The sequence below is a fragment of the Stenotrophomonas sp. GD03877 genome (assembly GCF_029840555.1).
In the GTDB taxonomy this organism is placed as follows: Bacteria; Pseudomonadota; Gammaproteobacteria; order Xanthomonadales; family Xanthomonadaceae; genus Stenotrophomonas; species Stenotrophomonas geniculata.
The window spans coordinates 119,244-138,665 of sequence record NZ_JAOCCT010000008.1 but is presented as its reverse complement, the minus strand read 5'-3'; the positions used below and the strand labels follow the sequence as shown (position 1 = coordinate 138,665).

Sequence of the window (19,422 nt, the reverse complement as noted above, 5' to 3'; positions counted from 1 at the left end):
CATGACCATACAACGAGCAGGAATCAGTCGCCCTGCTGCTTCTGCAGGTGCTCCCAACGCTCCTGGGCGTCGATGGTGCGCTCGGCGGTCAGGCGCGCTTCCAGGCGCTCCAGGCCGATTTCTTCGCCGGTGTCGACGCAGTAACCGTAGTCGCCCGCTTCCAGGCGCTTCAGGGTGCTGTCGATCTTGCCGATCAGCTTGCGGTAGCGGTCGCGGGTACGCAGTTCCAGCGAGTTCTCGGTCTCGCGGGTCGCGCGCTCGGCTTCGTCGCCGATGTCACGCACTTCCTCACGAAGATTCTCGATGGTCTGCTTGGACTCTTCCACCAGGTCCGCGCGCCAGTTCTGCAGACGCTGACGGAAGTACTCCTGCTGCAGCGGGCTCATGTATTCCTCTTCCGAGGACGGCTTGTAGCCAGCCGGCAGGATCGGGCGGCCGGTGGCCTCGTCGGTCTTGTACTCGACCACCTTGTACTTGCTGCGCGGGGCCGGTGCAGCCGAGCGGGCGGCGACGGCCACGGCAACCTTGCCGACAGGGCGCGACACGGTCTTCGGGGCGGAATCGGATTTCACGGCGGTTTTGGCAGGCGATTTCGAAACGGGCACGGGATTCTTGGATTGCGGGGCCTTCGAAGCGGCAGGAGCGGCGGCCGGGGCCGGCTTGGAAGCCGGTTGGGCTGCTGCCACTGCCACGGTCTTGGCCGGGACAGGCTTGGCCGGAGCCGGCTTGGCAGCAGGCTTCGGTGCGGACTTCACTACTGGGGCCGGGGCCGGCTTGACGGCCGGCGCGGCAACATTCTTGGCAACCTTCTTTACAGCGGCAGGCGTGGCAACCGGTTTAGCTGCAGCGACCTTCTTTGCCGCAGGCTTGGCGACCGGCTTGACCGCAGCCTTCTTCACCACCGCCTTCGGCGCCGGCTTGGCTACGGCCTTCTTCGCCACCGGCTTGGCGGCGGCCTTCTTCACCGGCGCGGCCTTGCTGGCGGCCTTCTTCATCACCGGCGCCTTCTTGCTGGCAGCGGCAGGCTTGGCCTTGGCGGGCGCAGCAGCCTTCTTCGCCACCGGCTTGGTTGCCTTGACCGGCGTTTTCTTTGCGGTGGCCTTCCTGGCCGCCGGTTGCGAGGACGCTGCCTTGGTCGCCGGCTTGCTGGCCGGTTTCTTGGCAACGGGCTTTGCCGCCAACTTCTTCACAACAGGCTTGGCGGTTTTCTTGGCGGCCGTTGCGGCCTTCTTTGCAGTTTTTTTAGCAGCCACGAAACGCTCTTCCTTGGATTCCCCGAGGCCCGGGAAAGCGGGCCTTTATAGCCTACCCGACCCGCAGCAGCAACCTCGACCCCCTGCTCCATTCAGTCCTGGAGTCAAGGCGCCCTTGGAGGCAGTCCGACGAACACGGACCGCCTTGCGCGGTACGGAACCTGGCCAGCACCCGAAGGTGCTGGTACCGGTCGCAGGCCATCGGCGACATGCGACCAACGGCCCATCCTGCACAAATGCGGCCTTCATGCCAACTGGCATAAGATGACTGGGTGATCTCGCGCCTGCTCATTGCCCTGCTGCGCTTCTACAAGCGCTTCATCAGCCCCCTGCTGGGGCCACGCTGCCGTTTCGTGCCGAGCTGTTCTGAATACGCGATGGAAGCCATCTCGCGGCACGGCCCGCTGCACGGCAGCTGGCTGGCTGCGCGCCGGCTGGGCCGCTGCCACCCGTTCCACCCCGGCGGCTTCGACCCGGTGCCCGAATCCAACCACGCCCCCTCTTGCCGTTGCACAGGAAAACACTGACATGTCCTCCACCCTCATCACCAACGCCCGGATGGTCAACGAAGGCCGCACCTTCGACGGCGACCTGCGCATCGAGAACGGCCGCATCGCGCAGATCGGCAGTGGGCTGGCGCCGCGCGATGGCGAGCAGGTGGTGGACGCGGCCGGACGCTGGCTGCTGCCTGGCATGATCGATGACCAGGTGCACTTCCGCGAACCGGGCCTGACCCACAAGGGCGACATCGCCAGCGAATCGGCGGCGGCCGTGGCCGGTGGCCTGACCAGCTTCATGGACATGCCCAACACCAACCCGCCGACCCTGGATTCGACGATCCTGGAAGCCAAGTACGAACTCGCGCGCGGCCGCGCCTGGGCCAACTACGGCTTCTACCACGGCGCCAGCAATGACAACCTCGAAGCGATCCGTGCGCTGGACCCGAAGAAGGCCCCGGGCGTGAAGGTGTTCATGGGCGCCTCCACCGGCAACATGCTGGTGGACAACCCGGAAACGCTGGATGCGATCTTCCGCGAATGCCCGACCCCGATCATCACGCACTGCGAAGACACGCCGATGATCGATGCCAACCTGAAGGCCTTCCAGGAAAAGTACGGCGACGCGCTGACCCCGGACATGCATCCGGACATCCGTTCGCGCGAGGCCTGCATCAAGTCGACCCGCCTGGCGATGTCGCTGGCGCGCAAGCACGGCACCCGCCTGCATGTACTGCACATCTCCACCGCCGACGAGCTGGCGCTGTTCGAAAAGGGTCCACTGATCCGCGCCGACGGCAGCCGCAAGCAGATCACTGCCGAAACCTGCGTGCACTTCCTGCACTTCGCGCGCCCGGACTATGCGACCAAGGGCAACCTGATCAAGTGCAACCCGGCGATCAAGGAAGTGTCCGACCGCGAAGCAATCACCGCTGCGCTGGCCGACGACGTGCTGGACGTACTGGCCACCGACCACGCCCCGCACACCTGGGAAGAGAAGCAGAAGCCCTACGCGCAGGCGCCGTCGGGCCTGCCGCTGGTGCAGTACGCGCTGGTGGCCGCGCTGGAGCGCGTGCACGAAGGCAAGCTGACCCGCGAGCAGGTGGTGCAGAAGTTCGCACACGCACCGGCACAGCTGTTCGACGTGGAAGAACGCGGCTTCCTGCGCGAAGGCTACTTCGCCGACCTGGTGCTGGTGGAAGACGTGCCATTCACCGTCAAGCGCGAGGACGTGCTGTCCAAGTGCGGCTGGTCGCCGTTCGAAGGCACCACCTTCCGTTCGCGCGTGGCCTCGACCTGGGTCAACGGCCAATTGGTGTGGGACGGCAGCAAACTGGTGGGTGAACCGGCCGGCCAGCGCATGACCTACGACCGCTGATGCGCAAGGTATTTCTGTTCGGGGCGCTGCTGCTGGCCGCGCCCCTGTTCACCGCACCGGCGGCGCAGGCGCAGGATGGCATCGGCAGCCTGATCGACAGTCGCGTGGTGTTTCCGGCCAGCGCGTCGCAGGGCGCGCTGGTGATCGGCAAGGTGCCCGCCGGCAGCCGCGTGCAGTACGCCGGCCGCCAACTGCGGGTGAGCGGCTATGGCAGTGTGGTGTTCGGCATCGGTCGCGACGAGAAGGGCCCGTTGCGCGTGCAGGTACAGCGCCCCGATGGTGGCAGCGAGACGGCGACCATTGCGGTGACGCCGCGCGACTGGCCCACCGAGCGGATCAACGGCGTGCCGCCGAAAACGGTGAACCCGCCGCCGGCGATTGCCGAGCGGATCAAGCGCGAACAGGCGCAGGTGACCGCGGCACGTGCCCGCGATGACGACCGCACTGATTTCACCCAGACCTTCATCTGGCCGGTGCAGGGCCGCATCAGTGGCCGCTTCGGCAATGCGCGTGTCTACAACGGTCAACCTGGTGCCGGTCATTCCGGCATGGACATCGCGGTGCCGACCGGCACCCCGGTGAAGGCACCGGCCGCCGGCATCGTCACCTTCGCCGGCCCGGACCTGTACCTGACCGGTGGCACGCTGCTGCTCGACCACGGCTTCGGGGTCAGCTCCAACTTCCTGCACCTGTCGCGCATCGACGTGAAGGTCGGCGACCGGGTGGAACAGGGCCAGGTGATCGCCGCGGTCGGCGCCACCGGTCGCGCCACCGGCCCGCACCTGCACTGGGGCATGAACTGGTTCGATACCCGCATCGACCCGTTGCTGGTGCTGGAACGCAAATAACGCGCGCAACGCGCTGTGGTAGGTGCCGACCTTGGTCGGCACAACCTCATGGAGCGTGCGGACCAAGGTCCGCACCCACCAGAATCGATCAACCGCGGGCAGCCCACCACACGCGCAGCAGGGTGCGCACCGGGGTGGCTTCGATCGGCTTGCCTGCGGCCTGCGCCGCCACGCGTGCGCGCGCCAGGCTGGACCACACACGGCGCGGGCGCGGGCCGGGCACGCGACTGCCCCACCCCTTCAGCAGGTACTGCGCCCAGCGCTGCGCAGCCGTGCTGGAATCCTCATCCAGCAGGCTGCGCGGTACACCGGCCACGCCGGCATCCTGCAGGCGCTGGGCAAGGGTCTGCAGCTGCACCGCACGACCAGCGCCGGTGCGCGGCTTGTCGTTGAACAGCGCCGCTTCCACCGCGGCAACCGCGTCGGCGTAATTGGCCAGCGCACGCTCGGCACCGGCCGCATCCAGCGCGACCGTGCGCGCTTCAACCAGATCGGGCAGCGCTTCGGCCAGCTGCGCCCACGGCGCACGCACCGGCTCCAGCAGGCGACCCAACGGGTGGCGCGACCTGTGCGCAGCCCAGCTGCGCAGCTCCTCGCCCCACCACGCCAGCTTGGCGTCGGCCGGCAACGGATCGCCGCCGGTATTGAGCATGTCGTCGAACTCCTGCAGCAGCGCAAACCACGCCACTGCAAGCTCGCGTTGCGATTCGGCCACGAACGGGGCGGCCACCGACCATTCCGGCCAACGGCTGCGCCACTTGTCGAGGAAACTGTCCAGCGCGGTACTGCTCACTACATCATTCCTTACGGCTGGGCCGGGGCTGCCGGCCGGGTCGGCCAGAGACTGGCCAGTTGCAGAAGTCCGGCGTTCTCGACCAGCACGTCGGCCTGCCAGGCCAGCGGGTCGTCGCTGTGCAGGCGATAGCCCCACAGTGCCGCCACCGACGGCATGGCCGCGGCACGCGCGGCGATGATGTCGCGCTCGTCGTCGCCCACGTACACGCAGTCTTCGGCGGCAACGGCGATCGCCTGCGCCGCGTGCAGCAGCGGCAGCGGATGCGGCTTGCGCTCGGCCAGGCTGTCACCACCCACCAGCACCGCACAGCGCTGCTGCCAGCCGTGCTGCGGCAGGATCAGGCGCGCCAGGTACTCGGGCTTGTTGGTGACGATGCCCCACACCGTACCGGCGGCATCCAGTGCAGCAAGCATGCCGGCCACGCCATCGAACAGCACCGCATGCTGGCCGATCAACGCCTCGTAGCGCTGCAGGAACTCCGGAATCAGCGCATCACGCGCCGCCGTGTCCAGTTCGGGGAAGGCTGCCGAGACCATCGCGCGCGAGCCCTTGGACACCACCGGGCGCAGCAGTGCCGGATCGATCGGCGCACGGCCACGCTCGGCCAGCATCGCATCACACGTGGCGACGAAGTCCGGCGCGCTGTCCAGCAGGGTGCCGTCCAGATCGAACAGCACCGCGCGCGGGAAGCGGGCGGAGGTCATGCCGGCTTGACCGCGTAGGCGAGGTAGTTGATGTCGGTGCGGCTGCTCAGGCGGGCATGGTTGCGCCACGGCTCGTAGGCCATGCCGCTGACATCCACCAGCTGCATGTCGGCCTCGCGCAGCCAGCGTGCCAGCTCGGCCGGCTTGATGAATTCCTGGTAGTGGTGCGTGCCCTTGGGCAGCAGCCGCGCCACGTACTCGGCGCCAACAATCGCCACCGCGAATGCGGCAGCGGTGCGGTTGATGGTCGACAGGAACAGGTGGCCGCCCGGCTTCAGCAGGCGCTTGCAGGCCTCGATGATCGCGCCCGGATCCGGCACGTGCTCGAGCATTTCCATGCAGGTGACCACATCGAAACTGCCCGGCTGCTCGGCAGCCAGGTCCTCGGCGGCCTGGACGCGGTAGTCGAGCTTGGCGCCGCTTTCCAGCGCATGCAGCCGCGCGACCTTGACCAGTTCCGGGGCCAGGTCGATGGCGGTGACGTCGGCACCGGCCTGGGCCAGCGCTTCGCTCAACAGGCCGCCACCGCAACCGATGTCGAGCACGCGTGCGCCGCGCAGCGGCACGCGATCGGCCACGTACTTCAGGCGCACCGGATTCAGCGCATGCAACGGCTTCTGCGGGCCATCAGCGTCCCACCAGCGGTTGGCCAGCGCGGCGAACTTGTCCAGCTCGGCCTGATCGAAATTGGAGGATGCGTGGGGGGCAGTCATGGGGTAGTCCTTGCAGCGCCAGGGTTCAGGCACGGATATGACGGATACGCTCGCGCCACTGGCGCGCATTGGCGATGATGCCCGGCAGGTCCATGCCGACCAGCTCGCGCTGCACCAGCTTCGGCTTGCCAGCAATCCACACATCGCTGACCTGCTGGCGGCCGGTGGCGTACACCAGCTGCGACAGCACGTTGTGCAGCGGCTGGGTTTCCAGCGCCGAGAGGTCAACGCAGACCAGGTCGGCCTGCTTGCCGACTTCGATCGAGCCGATGCGCTCGCCGAAGCCCAGCGCGCGGGCACCGCCCAGGGTGGAGGCGCGCAGCGTGGTGGCTGCATCCAGCGCGGTGGCGTCGTCGGCCACGGCCTTGGCCAGGATCGCCGCAGTGCGGTTCTCGCTGAACATGTCCAGGTCATTGTTGCTGGCGCAGCCGTCGGTGCCTATCGCCAGGTTCACGCCAGCACGCTGCAGGGCGCAGGCCGGGCAGAACCCGGAGGCCAGCTTCAGGTTCGATTCCGGGCAATGCACCACGCTGACACCACGCTCGGCGCACAGGTGGATTTCCGCATCGGTCAGCTGGGTCATGTGCACCGCGATCAGGCGGTCGTTGACCAAGCCGAGGCGATCCAGCCGCGCCAGCGGGCGCTGGCCGTGCAGCTTGATCGAATCGGTGATTTCCTGCGCGGTCTCGTGGGTGTGCAGGTGCACCTGCATGTCGAGCTGGTCGGACAGCATCCGCACCCGCTCGAAGTTGGCATCGTTGACGGTGTACGGCGCATGCGGCGCGAACGCGGTGCCGATCAGCGGATCGGTGCGCCACTGGTCATGCAGTTCACCGGCCTTGGCGAAGTACTCGTCGTCGGTCTTGGCCCAGGCGGTGGGGAAATCGATGATGACCGCGCCGACCAGCGCGCGGAAACCGTGCTTCTTGTAGACCGCGGCCTGCACGTCGCCGAAGAAGTAGTTCTCGTTGGCGCAGGTGGTGCCGCCGCGCAGCATCTCGGCGATGGCCAGGGTGGTGCCGTCGGCCACGAATTCCGGCCCGATCACCGCCGCTTCCACCGGCCAGATGTGCTGCTGCAGCCAGGTCATCAGCGGCAGGTCGTCGGCGACACCGCGCAGCAGGGTCATCGGGTTGTGCGTGTGCGCGTTGACCAGGCCCGGCATCAGCGCGGCCTCGGGGCGGCTGACCACCTGTGCGGCGCGGAAACGCGCACGCGCCTCGGCACGCGGCAGGATCGCGATGATCTCGCTGCCACGCACGGCCACGGCATGGTCTTCCAGCACCACCGCATGCGGCTCGATCGGAACGACGTAACCGGCTTCGATGAGCAGGTCGCAGGCTTCGGGGAGGTGCGGGCTATCGCTCATGCGGGCTCACTGGCTGGGGGGGCGGCGAGATACTTCTGGGGGACACGCCCCTGAATCAGGGGCTGCCGCGAAGCGGCGGGGTCTGGAGACTCGTGAAGCGGGGCCCATGATCTGCCGAAGCAGATCATGGGAGCGCCAGCGCGAATGCGATGGCGCTTACCCGAGCATGGCTCGGCTCTACAGTAAGGTCGGCCTACGGCCGGGACCTTACTTGACGCGTGCGGAGTATTCGCCCGAACGGGTATCGACGCGGATCACTTCGTCCTGGTTGACGAACAGCGGCACGCGGACCACGGCGCCGGTTTCCAGGGTGGCCGGCTTGCCGCCGCCGCCCGAGGTGTCGCCACGGACGCCCGGATCGGTTTCGGTGATCTTCAGTTCGACGAAGTTCGGCGGCTGCACGAAGATCGGCTCACCGTTCCACAGGGTGACCACGCAGGACTCTTCGCCCTTCAGCCACTTCTCGGCGCCGCCCATGCCGGCCTTGGTGGCCTGGACCTGCTCGAAGGACTCCGGGTCCATGAAGTGCCAGTACTCGCCGTCGCTGTACATGAAGTTCATGTCGGTATCGACGACGTCGGCTGCATCCAGCGAGTCGGTCGACTTCATGGTGACTTCCTGGGTACGGCCGTCCTTGATCAGGCGGTACTTCACGCGGGTGAAGGCCTGGCCCTTGCCCGGCTTGACGTATTCGGTGTCGATGATGACGGCCGGTTGGTTGTTGACCAGGATCTTCATCCCGTTCTTGACGTCGTTCATGCCGTAGCTGGCCATGCGTAAACTCCTGAGTGGCAAAAACGCCGCGGGTGCGGCGAGCCGTTAGAATGGAAAGCCCACCGGATGCCGGTGGGCGACTGTTTTTCTGCCCCCATGATAACCGCAGGCCCCCTCTCCATGCAGCTTTCCGCCTTCCCACGGCCCCAGTCGCCAGGTGCGCCCGCGCGCTGGCAGCAGCTCTGGCGCCAGGCGCTGCGCGACCCGCACGCGCTGCTGGCCCGGCTGCAGCTGGACCCGGCCGCGCTGGGCGTCTCGGAGGCGGCCATGGCCCAGTTCGCGCTGCGCGTGCCGGAAGGCTTCGTGGCCCGCATGCGCCCTGGCGATGCGGCCGACCCGCTGCTGCGCCAGGTGCTGCCGATCGACGAGGAAATGCGCCCGGCGCCCGGGTTCAGCTTCGATGCGGTGGGCGATGGTGCCGCCAAGAAGGCCACCGGCGTCATCCAGAAGTACCGTGGCCGTGCCCTGCTGGTCGCCACCGGCAGCTGCGCGATCAACTGCCGCTACTGCTTCCGCCGCCACTTCGACTATGGGGCGGAGAACGCCGCCAAGGGTGGCTGGCAGGAGGCCGTAGCCGCCATCGCCACCGACCCGGACATCGACGAGGTGATCCTGTCCGGCGGCGACCCGCTGTCGCTGGCCACGCACAAGCTGGTGGAGCTTACCGGCGCCCTGCGCGCGATCCCGCATATCCGCCGCCTGCGCATCCATACCCGGCTGCCGATCGTGCTGCCGGAGCGCGTGGATGATGAACTGGCCTCCTGGCTGGGCAGCCTGCCGTGGCCGCTGGCGATCGTGGTCCACGCCAATCATGCCAATGAATTCGATGCCAGCGTGGACGCGGCGATGGCCCGCCTGCGCGGCATCGGCGCCCAGCTGCTGAACCAGGCGGTGTTGCTGCGCGGGGTCAACGACAGCGTGCAGGCCCTGCAGGACCTGAGCGAGCGCAGCTTCGCCGCCGGCGTGCTGCCCTACTACCTGCACCAGCTGGACCGGGTCGAGGGCGTGGCCCATTTCGAAGTGGACGATGCCCAGGCCAAGGCACTGATTGCCGGCCTGACCGCACGCCTGTCCGGTTATCTGATCCCGAAACTGGTGCGCGAACTGCCCGGCGACCCGAGCAAGCGCCCGGTGTAACAAAAAAGGGGACGGAGGGGATTAAGTCGCTTATGCATTTGCGACTTAATCCCCTCCGTCCCCTTTCTTTTGTCGGTCAGACGCCCGACTCGATCATCCGCACTACTTCGGTGGCGGTCACCGGGTGGCTCAGCCAATAGCCCTGGCCAAGGTCGCAGCCGCGCTGCGCCAGCAGCTCGAACTGCGCCTGCTGTTCGATGCCTTCGGCCACCACGGTGATGCCCAGCGCGTGGGCCATGGCGATGATCGCCGTGGTCAGCGCGAGGTCATCGGGGTCACGCTGCATGTCGGCCACGAAACTCTTGTCGATCTTCACCCCGTCCACCGGCACCTGGCGCAGATGACTGAGACCGGAGAAGCCGGTCCCGAAATCATCCAGCCAGACCTTCACGCCGGTGCGGTGCAGCTTGTCCAGCAGCTGCGCGGCAACCATCTCGTCGCCGATCACGGCGGTTTCGGTCAGCTCCAGATGCAGGCGCGACGCCGGCAGCCCGGACTCATGCAGGCACTGCGCGACCAGTGCCGGCAGCTCACCGCCGCGCAACTGCCGTGGCGACACGTTGACCGACACGAACAGGTCGTCCCCGGCTACCCCGCGCGGCCACTGCGAGGCCTCCATGCAGGCCGCACGCAGGACCTTCGGGCCGATGATCTCGATCAGCCCACTCTGCTCGGCCACCTCGATGAACACCGAGGGCGGGATCGTGCCCAGGGTCGGGTGCTGCCAGCGCAGCAGTACTTCAACGCCGACCATGCGGCGGTCGCGCATGCGGAAGATCGGCTGGTAGGCCAGGCGCAGTTCGCCGCGCTCCCAGGCACCGCGCAGTTCCTGTTCCATATGCACGCGACGCTCGACCGCATGGTCCATCGCCCGGCTGTAATAGCGATAGCAGTTCTTGCCGGCCATCTTCGCCTGGTACATGGCGATGTCGCCGTTCTTCAACAGAGTGGTCGCATCGGCCGCATCGTCGGGGAACAGGGTCACGCCGATCGAGGTGCCCAGGAACAGTTCCCTGCCCTGCACCACCAGCGGCTTGCCCAGCTCCCGCACCAGCACTTCGGCCAGCAGGCGCGCGTTGGCGGCCACATCGCCGTCGCCCACCAGGATCACGAACTCGTCACCGCCGAAGCGCGCCAGCAGGGCCTCATCGCCCCCGGCCTCGGTGACCGCGCGGCCGATGCGCTGGGCGAACTGCAGCAATGCCTCATCGCCGGCCTCGTGGCCAAGGGTGTCATTGACCCGCTTGAAGTCGTCGATATCGGCGAACAGCAGGCCCAGCCGGTGATTGGCGGCACGGGCGGCCATCAACCGATGATCAAGCGCCTCGCGGAATGCCAGCCGGTTGGTCAGCCCGGTCAGCGCGTCGGTATAGGCCATGCGCCGCACTTCGCGGTCATGGCGGGCGATCGCATCGCGCATCCGGGCGAAACCGCGTACCAGTTCGCCGACCTCGTCGTCGCGGGTGTTCTCGGCCAGGGGCGTCTGGTAGTCACCGGCCTCGATGCGACGGGCGGCGACGGCAAGATCACGGATCGGCGCGACCAGGGTGCGCTGCACGTACAGGATCACCACCACGCCGATCACCACCAGCAGGCCCAGCATCAGCAGCAGCCAGCCCAGGTGACGGCTGCCGACCTGCTGCAGGCGCTCGCCCAGGGTGGCGTTGGCCGCCTGCTCGCGCTGCTGCACCTCATCCAGCGCCATGCCGACCCGGACGCCGCCAATGCGCTGGTTGCCGATCATGATCGGCATGGTGTTGTCGAGCACCTTCGGCGATTCCTGCACGACCAGCATCTGCGCGGCTGCGGCCTTGGGTGCCAGTGGATCGGCCATCGGCTGGCCGAATCCGGATACCTCGACCGAGCCGTCGTGTACCAGCCGGCCGCGTTCGTCGAACACCAGTACATAGCGCACCACGGGCTGGCGCGCGGTACTGCGTACCAGTACGCCGACCTGGTCCAGATCGCGGTAGTACAGCGGGTTGGCCAGGGCGTCGGACAACTCACGCGCCATCGCCTCGCCGCGGCTGCGCACGCTGCGGTCGAACAGTTCATGGATGACGCCGCCGCTGAGGTTGCGCACCTCGCCCTGCATCGCCGTCTGCCGCCCCAACAACACTGCAAGGATCGCGATCACCACGACCATCGCCCCGCCCATCGCGAGCAGGAACCGGGCCTGCATCCCCGAGCCAAGCCACTTCATTCCACTTCCATCCGCACGCGCGTCAATCCTTGTTTCAATTCATCCAACCGCTGCTGCGCATGCGCATCGACGCGGTGGAACCCGGAAGTGCCAAAAAACCGATGCAGCGCCCCCTGTGCCTGCGGGTCGCTGGCTGCCTGCAGCAGCACTTCCTGCAGGCGATCACGCACGCGTGGATCAAGGTCGGCGCGGACCATCTCCACCGCACGCGGGTAGGGTTCGGTGCGCAGCAGCTCTCGGAAGTCGCGCCGGAACGCTGCCGGCATCCGCCGCTCGTCGTTCCAGTCCACGCTGCTCACCGCTCCCACGTCAACCACCCCCTTGTGCACGAACGTCGCGATGTTCAGCTCGCTGCGTGCAAATACGTAACCCACACTGTCCCGGCCCGGCATGTCCCATGCACCGGCCAGGATCTGCGGCGACAGGCCCTCCTGCAGCAACGTCATCACCGGCACCAGATAGGCACTGGTGGACGCCGTGTTCTGCAGGGCCAGGCGATAGCCCCGCAGATCCTGTACGCGCTGGATCGAGCTGTCGCGGCGCACGAAGAACACCGTCTGGTAATCACGCACGCCGTTGCGCTCGGTCAGCAGCAGTGGGCGGGCGCCACTGCGCTGGCCCAGCGCCACCGCCGTACCCGAGGTTTCGGTGACCCAGTCGACCCTGCCCCGCCGCAGATAGCTGGCCATCTGCTGCGGGTCGCGCGCCATCAGGATCCTCCCCTCCTTGATGCCAACGTCGTGCATGCGCGCCACCACGTAGTCCAGCAAGGGCTGCAGCTGTTCGTAATGGGCCTTGGGATCATCGCTGATCCGGCCCAGCACCAGTACCGGGTCCGGTGCTGCACGCACCGTCCCGGCCAGCAGGACCATGGCCAGGCTCAGCAGTCCCCCCTGCATTGCCTTTCGCAGACCCGACACAGGCTTCATCCCCCCTGGGTATCCGGACAGACTACCCGAAAAAATGAGAACATCGTCAGCTGTCCTTGTTGCCCGCTTGCGCCAGTCGCGCCATGCGCTGGGTGTCGGCGAGGATGCCGCGCAAAAGGCGCACTTCCTGCTCGCTGGGTTCGCTGCGCAGGAAGAGGCGGCGCAGTTTGCGCATCGCCGATTCCGGGGCGCGGCCCTTGTGGAAATCGATCTCGTCCAGCGTGTCGCCAAGCTGGGCGAAGAAGCTCTCCATCTGCTCGTGGCTGGCCGCCTGTTCGCGGAAGCCCGGCTCGGCGTCGGCTGCAGGCTGCGCACCCAGCAGCTGCATGCGCGTTTCATAGGCCAGCACCTGCACGGCAGCAGCCAGGTTGAGCGAGCTGAACTCCGGGTCGGACGGGATATGCACCGCTGCATGGCACAGCTGCAGTTCCTCGTTGGTCAGGCCGGTGCGCTCACGGCCGAACACCAGCGCCACCTCGGCACCCTCGCCGGCCTTGGCCACCGCGCGGGCAGCGGCATCGGCCGGCAGGTACTCCTCCAGCTGGACACGGCGGGCACGGGCGGTGCAGCCCAGCACCAGGCGGCAGTCAGCCACGGCCTCGGCCAGGGTGGCCACCACCGGGGCGTCCCCCAGTACGTCTTCGGCACCGGCCGAGCGCCGGAAGGCCTCCTCGTCCAGCGGCTTTTCGGGAGCGACCAGTACCAGGCGGGCCAGGCCCATGGTCTTCAGGGCACGGGCGGCGGCCCCCATGTTGCCGGGGTGCTGGGTACCGACCAGGACGAATCGGAGGCGGGTGGCGGCGGGAAACTGGGACATGAACAGGGAAAAGGTCGAGCTGGACGATGACCAATGGTAAACTGTGCGGCCGGCCACTGCGCCGGACCCGCTCTTTTCCCCCGCCAGTCCATCTCTTCTGCCTTTCCGGGAGCCCACGCCATGCAGAAACCCGCCGTAACCGTCATGGTCAAGGCCGCCCGCCTCGCCGGCAACGTCCTGTTGCGCAACATCAACAAGCTCGAGGCACTGAACGTGGTGCAGAAGGGCCGGATGGACTACGCCAGCGAAGTGGATGCGGACGCGGAAAAGGTCATCGTCAAGGAACTCAAGCGCGCCTACCCGGACTACGGCATCTTCGGTGAAGAAGGTGGCGTGCAGGGCGAGCGCCGCCAGATGTGGGTCATCGACCCGCTGGACGGCACCAGCAACTACCTGCGCGGCGTGCCGCACTACTGCGTGTCGATCGCCTTGGTCGAAAACGGCGAGCCGACCGATGCGGTCATCTTCGACCCGCTGCGCAATGAACTGTTCACCGCCAGCCGTGGCGCGGGTGCCGTGCTGAACGACCGCCGCATCCGCGTGGCGGATCGCAAGGACCTGGAAGGCACCATGATCCACACCGGCTTCGCGCCGCGCGAGCGTTCCCGCGCCAGCGCCCAGCTGAAGGCGGTCGACGCCCTGCTGGTGCACGGCGAGGACATCCGCCGTACCGGTTCGGCGGCACTGGACCTGGCCTATGTGGCCTGCGGCCGTGCGGACGCCTACTTCGAAGCCGGGGTGAAGGCATGGGACATCGCTGCCGGCCTGCTGCTGGTCCGCGAGGCGGGCGGCAAGGTCTGCGACTTCAAGGGCGCGACCCTGGGCCGCATGGACAACCGTGGCCCGGACACCCATCAGATCGTGGCCGGCAACCTGAAGGTGGCCGAGTCGCTGCAGAAGGTGCTGGTGAACACCGGTTACGCCGCTGAGTTCGACGCGAAGTTCTGAGGTTCCGTGTAAAGCGGTTCATGGAGACGGCACCTGCGAAGGTGCCGTTTTCGTTTGTGCGCACGGAGAGTCGTTTCCGCGACCGCGGAGGGGTGTCACTTTCTTTGCGCGCAAAGAAAGTAACCAAAGAAACGCTCCGCCAGCCGCGAGCCGACGCTACGCGCCGGTACCCTGCGCTTCTCGGCGAATCAGGGGACGGCGCCGAACTCGCTGCGCTCAGACACCGGCGCCTCTTCGCCCCTGATTCCCCTGCGATGCTCGGCTCGCTCAAGGCGGACTGGAAGGTCAAGAGCAAGAGCAACAGCATCCACGCGTAGCATGGATCAACCGGGTGCCGCTGTGGCATTTGACCTTGGGTCCGCCCTGAGCGAGCCGAGCACCGCAGGTCCGGCGAGGGCGAAGAGGTGCGGGTGTCTGAGCGCAGCGAGTTCCCGCACCGTCCCTCGACGGGCCGAGGAGCGCAGGGTACCGATGCGCAGCATCGGCTCGCGCCCTGGCGGCGTGTTTCTTTGGTTACTTTCTTTGCACGAGCAAAGAAAGTGACACCTCTCCGCAGGCGCGGAAACGATACGCCGGGCATGGCCCGGCGCCACCAATGCGTCGGCGCGCAAACAAAAACGCCCGGCGCGAGGCCAGGCGTTCCTGCACTACCTTGAAAGCAGAAGCTCACGCCACCGTCGAAGCCCGCAGCGCGGCGATGCGCTCTTCCAGCGGCGGGTGGCTCATGAACAGCTTCTTCGCCGTCGAACCGGCAATACCAAACGCCGCGATCTGGGTCGGCAGCGTGCTCTGGCCGTGGTTGAGCTGCAGGCGCTCCAGCGCGGCGATCATCTTCTGGCGGCCGGCCAGCGAGGCACCGCCGGCGTCGGCGCGGAACTCGCGGTGGCGCGAGAACCACATCGAGATCATGGTGGCGAACAGGCCGAACACCATCTCCAGCACGAATACGATGATGTAGTAGGCGAAGCCGCGGCCGCCACCTTCGCGGTTGCCCGACAGCGCGCTGTCGATGATGCCGCCGACCACGCGGGCCAGCACGATCACGAAGGTGTTCAGCACACCCTGCAGCAGCGCCATGGTGATCATGTCACCGTTGGCGACGTGGGCGATCTCGTGGCCCAGCACCGCTTCGGCTTCGTCTTCGCTCATGTTGTGCAGCAGGCCGGTGGACACCGCGACCAGCGCGTTGTTGCGGTTGGCGCCGGTGGCGAAGGCATTGATCTCCGGGCCTTCGTACACGGCCACTTCGGGCATGCCGATACCGGCCGCCTTGGCCTGCCGCTCGACCGTGGCCAGCAGCCAGCGTTCGGTCTGGTTGCGCGGCTCGGTGATCACAACCGCACCGGTGGAGCGCTTGGCCATCCACTTGGACAGCAGCAGCGAGATGAAGGAACCACCGAAACCGAAGATGCCGGCCATGATCAGCAGACCGCTCATCTTGCTCGGGTCGGTTCCCAACAGCGACATCACGATGCTGGCGAGGATCAGGACCGCGAAATTGGTCGCCAGGAACAGGGCAATGCGGGTAAACATGGGAAAATCCGGCTCGGAAGGGGTCGATACCGGTCAATTTGCGGTGTGGTCAGCTTGAATTCAAGCGCCAACCTGACCGACGATTCAGCCAGCATGACCTCCCCCATTCCCTGCGGCCGCTTCGCGCCCTCGCCGACCGGCCTGCTCCACCCCGGATCCCTGCTCGCCGCCTTCGGCAGCTGGCTGCTCGCGCGCCATCACGGCGGCCTGTGGCGGCTGCGCATCGAAGACGTCGACCCGCCGCGCACCGTGCCCGGAGCCGCCGAGTCACAACTGCAGGCACTGGCGGCGTTCGGCCTGGTCCACGATGGCCCGATCTTCTGGCAGAGCGCGCGCGGCGAGGCCTACCAGGCTGCGCTGGATTTACTGCTGGCCAGCGAGCAGGCCTTTGTCTGCCATTGCAGCCGCAGCGACCTGGCCGCCAGCGGCGGCATCCACCATCACTGCGTCGCCCGGCAACCGCGACCGGACCCCGCCGTCCGTTTCCGCGTGCCACCGGGCAGCATGGTGCACTTCGACGATGGCCTGCGTGGCCCGCAGCAGCAGGACGTGCATGCCGACGTCGGCGACTTCGTGCTGCGCCGCGCCGATGGCTGCTGGGCCTACCAGTTGGCGGTGGTGGTCGATGACGCTGCGCAGGGGGTGACCGAAGTGGTGCGCGGCGCCGACCTGCTCGACTCCACGGCACGGCAGATCCTGCTGCAGCAGGCACTGGGGCTGGCGGTGCCGCGCTACTGGCACCTGCCGCTGCTGCTCGATGCCCCGGGCCACAAGCTGTCCAAGTCGCTGGCGGCGCTGCCGGTGGACAGTTCGCGCCCGCTGCCCGTGCTGCGCCAGCTCTGGCAACTGCTCGGCCAGGCACCTGAAGCGCTGGAACCTGCGCACGATCTGGACACGCTGCTGGCGGCCGCTCGGAATGCCTTCGACCCAGCGCGGCTGCCGCGTACCGACATCCTGCTGCCAGCCGGCGCACTTTCCGCGCCGATGTTGCAGAATCACCCTTCCCCCACCTGATACCCGGACAGCACTCCATGACATCTCGCGTCGCACTGGTCACCGGCGGAACCGGCGGCATCGGTACCGCCATCTGCCAACGCCTGGCCGACCAGGGCCACCGGGTCGCCACCAACTACCGCGACGAGGCCAAGGCCCGCGCCTGGCAGCAGGCGATGACCGAACGCGGCTACAGCGTGTCGATCTTCCCGGGCGATGTCTCCGATCCGGGCAGCGCCGAAGCACTGGTGCGCGCCGTCGAAGCCGCGCTGGGCCCGGTCGAGATCCTGGTCAACAACGCCGGCATCACCCGCGACACCACGTTCCATCGCATGCGCGCGGACCAGTGGCACGATGTGATCAACACCAACCTCAATTCGGTGTTCAACGTCACCCGCCCGGTCATCGAGGGCATGCGCCGACGCGGCTGGGGCCGGGTCATCCAGATCAGCTCGATCAACGGCCTGAAGGGCCAGTACGGCCAGGCCAACTACGCGGCGGCCAAGGCCGGCATGCACGGTTTCACCATCTCGCTGGCGCGCGAGAACGCCGGCTTCGGCATCACCGTCAACACCATTTCGCCCGGCTACGTGGCCACCGACATGGTGATGGCGGTTCCAGAGGAAGTGCGCGCCAAGATCATCGCCGACATCCCCACCGGACGCCTCGGCAAGCCGGAGGAAATCGCCTACGGCGTCTCGTTCCTGGTCGCCGACGAAGCCTCGTGGATCACCGGTAGCAACCTGGACATCAACGGCGGCCACCATATGGGTTGGTAAGCCGCGCAGCGGGCCCTTTCGGCGAACGCCGCCGGCCCCTGCCAAGAGTCATGCTGCGCAGCACGCAAACCCTTGTTGCGCAACATGATCGCCGCCGAAAGCCAAGCCTGGCGGGGGCTGAGGCGGTTGCAACGGCTGCTGCACTGCGCCATGCTGCGCGTCTACTGTGACGAGTACCGCTTCATGGCTGCGACCCGCATCATCAAGAAGTATCCGAACCGCCGTCTCTACGACACCGAGATCTCCAGCTACATCACCATCGAGGACGTGCGCCAGCTGATCCTGGACGGTGAAGACTTCGAAGTCCGCGACGCCAAGAGCGGCGACGACCTCACGCGATCGGTCCTGCTGCAGATCATTGCCGACCAGGAACAGGACGGCGAACCGATGCTGTCCACCCAGCTGCTGAGCCAGCTGATCCGCTTCTACGGCGATTCCCTGCAGGGCTTCATGGGCAATTACCTGGAGCGCAGCATGCAGGTCTTCCTCGACCAGCAGCAGCAGTTCCGCCAGCAGATGGGCAACCTGCTGGGCCAGACCCCGTGGGCGATGATGAACCAGCTGACCGAGCGCAACCTGGAGCTGTGGCAGGAATTCCAGCGCAACATGGGCACGGGCTTCGGCGGCCCGCGCCCGGGCGGCACCGGAACGGGAACCGGCGCAGGTACCGGCAACAAGCCGAACGAACCGGGCACCGGCACCGGCGGCAAGACCCGCCGCTGAGCTGCAGCAACGGTTGATACGAAAACGGCGCGCCCCCTGGCGCGCCGTTTTGCTTGAATCGCGTCAGCGATACATCAGCGTTTCGCCTTGCACGCCGTGCATACACGCTCGACCTTGTAACCCTTCGCCTTCAGCTTCTCGACCACGCCGTCGTTGCCCAGCAGGTGCAGCGTGCCCACCACCACCAGCGTGCCGCCCTGCCCGGCCTGCAGGTACGGCAGCAGCTTCGGCACCCAGGCGTCATTGCGGCCGGTATTGATGCGCTGGTAAAGCTGCGGATACTGCTGGCGCATTTCCGCCGCCATCCGGGTCCACAGCAGGCGCTCGTCACCCCGGCGCCAGGCATCATGCAGCTGGCGCGCCTGCTCGTCGGCCTTGCCAGCCTGGTCCAGCGCCTCGGCCAGCATCTGCCGCTGTTCCTGCAGCGTCATTCCGTCGAGCATGCCGATCTGGGTGTCGATGTCTTCCAGTCCCGCGGTCTTGCGCCCGGTCTTCTGCGCACGCTCCATGAAGTGACGGTCCAGGCCCAGTGCGGGGTCCAGGCCCAGCTTCTGCATCTGCCCGACCGAAATGCTCAGGCCGACAAACCACGGCTTCATGCCCTGCATCTGCGCCAGCGGCAGCTTGTTCTCGGTGGCGAACACCTGCAGCTTCTGCCAGGTCGCAGCATCCAGGTCACGCTTGAGTTCGCTGCCATCGGTGCGGACCGCTGCCTGCACCATGCGGCTGGCCAGCTGTGGCGACTGCATGTCTTCCGGCGACAGTTCGAACACGACCCGCTGCGAGGCCTCGAACGCCTGTTCGACATCGGGCGACAACGGGTAGTCCTGCGGCTTCAGCAGGTGGAAGGAACCGAGCAGGTAGAGGCGCGAGTCGCCTGGTCCAGTCACTTTCCACAGCAACGGCACCGGCGGCTTGGCCGCCGCTGCGCCAGCGGTGTCGGCTTGCGCGGTACGCGCTGCAACCAGTGGTGCCAGCGCACAGGCCGTCAATACAACGGCGGTACGCAACAGGGATCTGATCGGCAT

General features: G+C 67.1%; 19 protein-coding genes. 8 read left to right on the top strand and 11 right to left on the bottom strand.

Going from position 1 to position 19,422, the window contains the following annotated elements:
• Nucleotides 1-23: 23 nt before the first annotated feature.
• Nucleotides 24-1,253, bottom strand: coding sequence for an RNA polymerase-binding protein DksA (gene dksA, locus N5D20_RS08595; RefSeq protein ID WP_197578448.1), 1,230 nt, complete (start codon nucleotides 1,251-1,253; stop codon nucleotides 24-26).
• Between the two features lie 272 nt (nucleotides 1,254-1,525).
• Between dksA and yidD the strand changes: the two genes are divergently transcribed.
• Genes yidD through N5D20_RS08580 form a run of 3 tightly spaced genes read left to right on the top strand, consistent with a single transcriptional unit; the run spans nucleotide 1,526 to nucleotide 3,976 of the window.
• On the top strand, nucleotides 1,526-1,780 hold the full coding sequence (yidD, locus tag N5D20_RS08590) for a membrane protein insertion efficiency factor YidD (protein ID WP_197578449.1): 255 nt from the start codon (nucleotides 1,526-1,528) through the stop codon (nucleotides 1,778-1,780).
• 1 nt (nucleotide 1,781) lies between these two features.
• A complete protein-coding gene (locus N5D20_RS08585) occupies nucleotides 1,782-3,128 on the top strand; it encodes a dihydroorotase (RefSeq protein WP_079222527.1) in 1,347 nt (448 codons plus the stop codon).
• Nucleotides 3,128-3,976, top strand: coding sequence for a M23 family metallopeptidase (locus N5D20_RS08580; protein WP_197578450.1), 849 nt, complete (start codon nucleotides 3,128-3,130; stop codon nucleotides 3,974-3,976). The genes N5D20_RS08585 and N5D20_RS08580 overlap by 1 nt, the downstream gene beginning before the upstream one ends.
• Before the next feature lie 88 nt (nucleotides 3,977-4,064).
• On the opposite strand, the gene N5D20_RS08575 is transcribed toward N5D20_RS08580, so the two are convergent.
• The 5 genes from N5D20_RS08575 to efp all read right to left on the bottom strand — a co-directional run bounded on the left by N5D20_RS08575 (nucleotide 4,065) and on the right by efp (nucleotide 8,332).
• The gene (locus N5D20_RS08575; protein ID WP_053443313.1) at nucleotides 4,065-4,769 is read right to left on the bottom strand and encodes a squalene/phytoene synthase family protein; all 705 of its coding nucleotides are present in this window, start codon (nucleotides 4,767-4,769) and stop codon (nucleotides 4,065-4,067) included.
• Nucleotides 4,770-4,780: 11 nt separating this feature from the next.
• Nucleotides 4,781-5,476, bottom strand: coding sequence for a phosphoglycolate phosphatase (locus N5D20_RS08570; RefSeq protein ID WP_049435098.1), 696 nt, complete (start codon nucleotides 5,474-5,476; stop codon nucleotides 4,781-4,783).
• Entirely contained in the window at nucleotides 5,473-6,189 is a 717-nt protein-coding gene (ubiG, locus tag N5D20_RS08565) for a bifunctional 2-polyprenyl-6-hydroxyphenol methylase/3-demethylubiquinol 3-O-methyltransferase UbiG (RefSeq protein ID WP_054172192.1), read from the bottom strand. Before ubiG ends, N5D20_RS08570 begins: the two co-directional genes overlap by 4 nt.
• Nucleotides 6,190-6,214: 25 nt before the next feature.
• Entirely contained in the window at nucleotides 6,215-7,558 is a 1,344-nt protein-coding gene (locus tag N5D20_RS08560) for a TRZ/ATZ family hydrolase (protein WP_019336839.1), read from the bottom strand.
• A 207-nt stretch (nucleotides 7,559-7,765) separates the two neighbouring features.
• Nucleotides 7,766-8,332, bottom strand: a complete 567-nt coding sequence (gene efp, locus N5D20_RS08555; RefSeq protein ID WP_005410381.1) for an elongation factor P — start codon at nucleotides 8,330-8,332, stop codon at nucleotides 7,766-7,768.
• Nucleotides 8,333-8,452: 120 nt separating this feature from the next.
• Between efp and epmB the strand changes: the two genes are divergently transcribed.
• A complete protein-coding gene (epmB, locus tag N5D20_RS08550) occupies nucleotides 8,453-9,469 on the top strand; it encodes an EF-P beta-lysylation protein EpmB (protein ID WP_197578452.1) in 1,017 nt (338 codons plus the stop codon).
• Nucleotides 9,470-9,545: 76 nt separating this feature from the next.
• Here epmB and N5D20_RS08545 read toward each other — a convergent pair whose 3' ends face one another.
• The 3 genes from N5D20_RS08545 to N5D20_RS08535 form a co-directional block, all read right to left on the bottom strand.
• Complete coding sequence (locus N5D20_RS08545) at nucleotides 9,546-11,672, bottom strand: EAL domain-containing protein (RefSeq protein ID WP_279914788.1); 2,127 nt, start codon at nucleotides 11,670-11,672, stop codon at nucleotides 9,546-9,548.
• Nucleotides 11,669-12,571: a phosphate/phosphite/phosphonate ABC transporter substrate-binding protein gene (locus tag N5D20_RS08540; RefSeq protein ID WP_279914787.1), complete on the bottom strand. Its 903-nt coding sequence runs from the start codon at nucleotides 12,569-12,571 to the stop codon at nucleotides 11,669-11,671. The genes N5D20_RS08545 and N5D20_RS08540 overlap by 4 nt, the downstream gene beginning before the upstream one ends.
• A 76-nt stretch (nucleotides 12,572-12,647) precedes the next feature.
• Nucleotides 12,648-13,418, bottom strand: coding sequence for an RNA methyltransferase (locus N5D20_RS08535; protein ID WP_010486603.1), 771 nt, complete (start codon nucleotides 13,416-13,418; stop codon nucleotides 12,648-12,650).
• A 120-nt stretch (nucleotides 13,419-13,538) separates the two neighbouring features.
• Between N5D20_RS08535 and N5D20_RS08530 the strand changes: the two genes are divergently transcribed.
• Nucleotides 13,539-14,366, top strand: a complete 828-nt coding sequence (locus N5D20_RS08530) for an inositol monophosphatase family protein (protein ID WP_049435104.1) — start codon at nucleotides 13,539-13,541, stop codon at nucleotides 14,364-14,366.
• A gap of 666 nt (nucleotides 14,367-15,032) precedes the next feature.
• On the opposite strand, the gene htpX is transcribed toward N5D20_RS08530, so the two are convergent.
• Nucleotides 15,033-15,899, bottom strand: coding sequence for a protease HtpX (gene htpX, locus N5D20_RS08525; RefSeq protein ID WP_049457138.1), 867 nt, complete (start codon nucleotides 15,897-15,899; stop codon nucleotides 15,033-15,035).
• Nucleotides 15,900-15,992: 93 nt separating this feature from the next.
• Between htpX and gluQRS the strand changes: the two genes are divergently transcribed.
• The 3 genes from gluQRS (at nucleotide 15,993) to phaR (ending at nucleotide 18,394) form a co-directional block, all read left to right on the top strand.
• Nucleotides 15,993-16,913, top strand: a complete 921-nt coding sequence (gene gluQRS, locus N5D20_RS08520) for a tRNA glutamyl-Q(34) synthetase GluQRS (RefSeq protein WP_197578455.1) — start codon at nucleotides 15,993-15,995, stop codon at nucleotides 16,911-16,913.
• Between the two features lie 17 nt (nucleotides 16,914-16,930).
• A complete protein-coding gene (phbB, locus tag N5D20_RS08515) occupies nucleotides 16,931-17,671 on the top strand; it encodes an acetoacetyl-CoA reductase (protein WP_010486596.1) in 741 nt (246 codons plus the stop codon).
• Between the two features lie 183 nt (nucleotides 17,672-17,854).
• Nucleotides 17,855-18,394 carry a polyhydroxyalkanoate synthesis repressor PhaR gene (gene phaR / locus N5D20_RS08510; RefSeq protein WP_032130258.1) on the top strand — a complete coding sequence of 180 codons (540 nt, stop codon included), beginning with the start codon at nucleotides 17,855-17,857 and terminating at the stop codon, nucleotides 18,392-18,394.
• Nucleotides 18,395-18,468: 74 nt separating this feature from the next.
• Here the strand turns inward: phaR and N5D20_RS08505 are convergent, their stop codons facing one another.
• Nucleotides 18,469-19,422, bottom strand: coding sequence for a TraB/GumN family protein (locus N5D20_RS08505; RefSeq protein ID WP_100446279.1), 954 nt, complete (start codon nucleotides 19,420-19,422; stop codon nucleotides 18,469-18,471).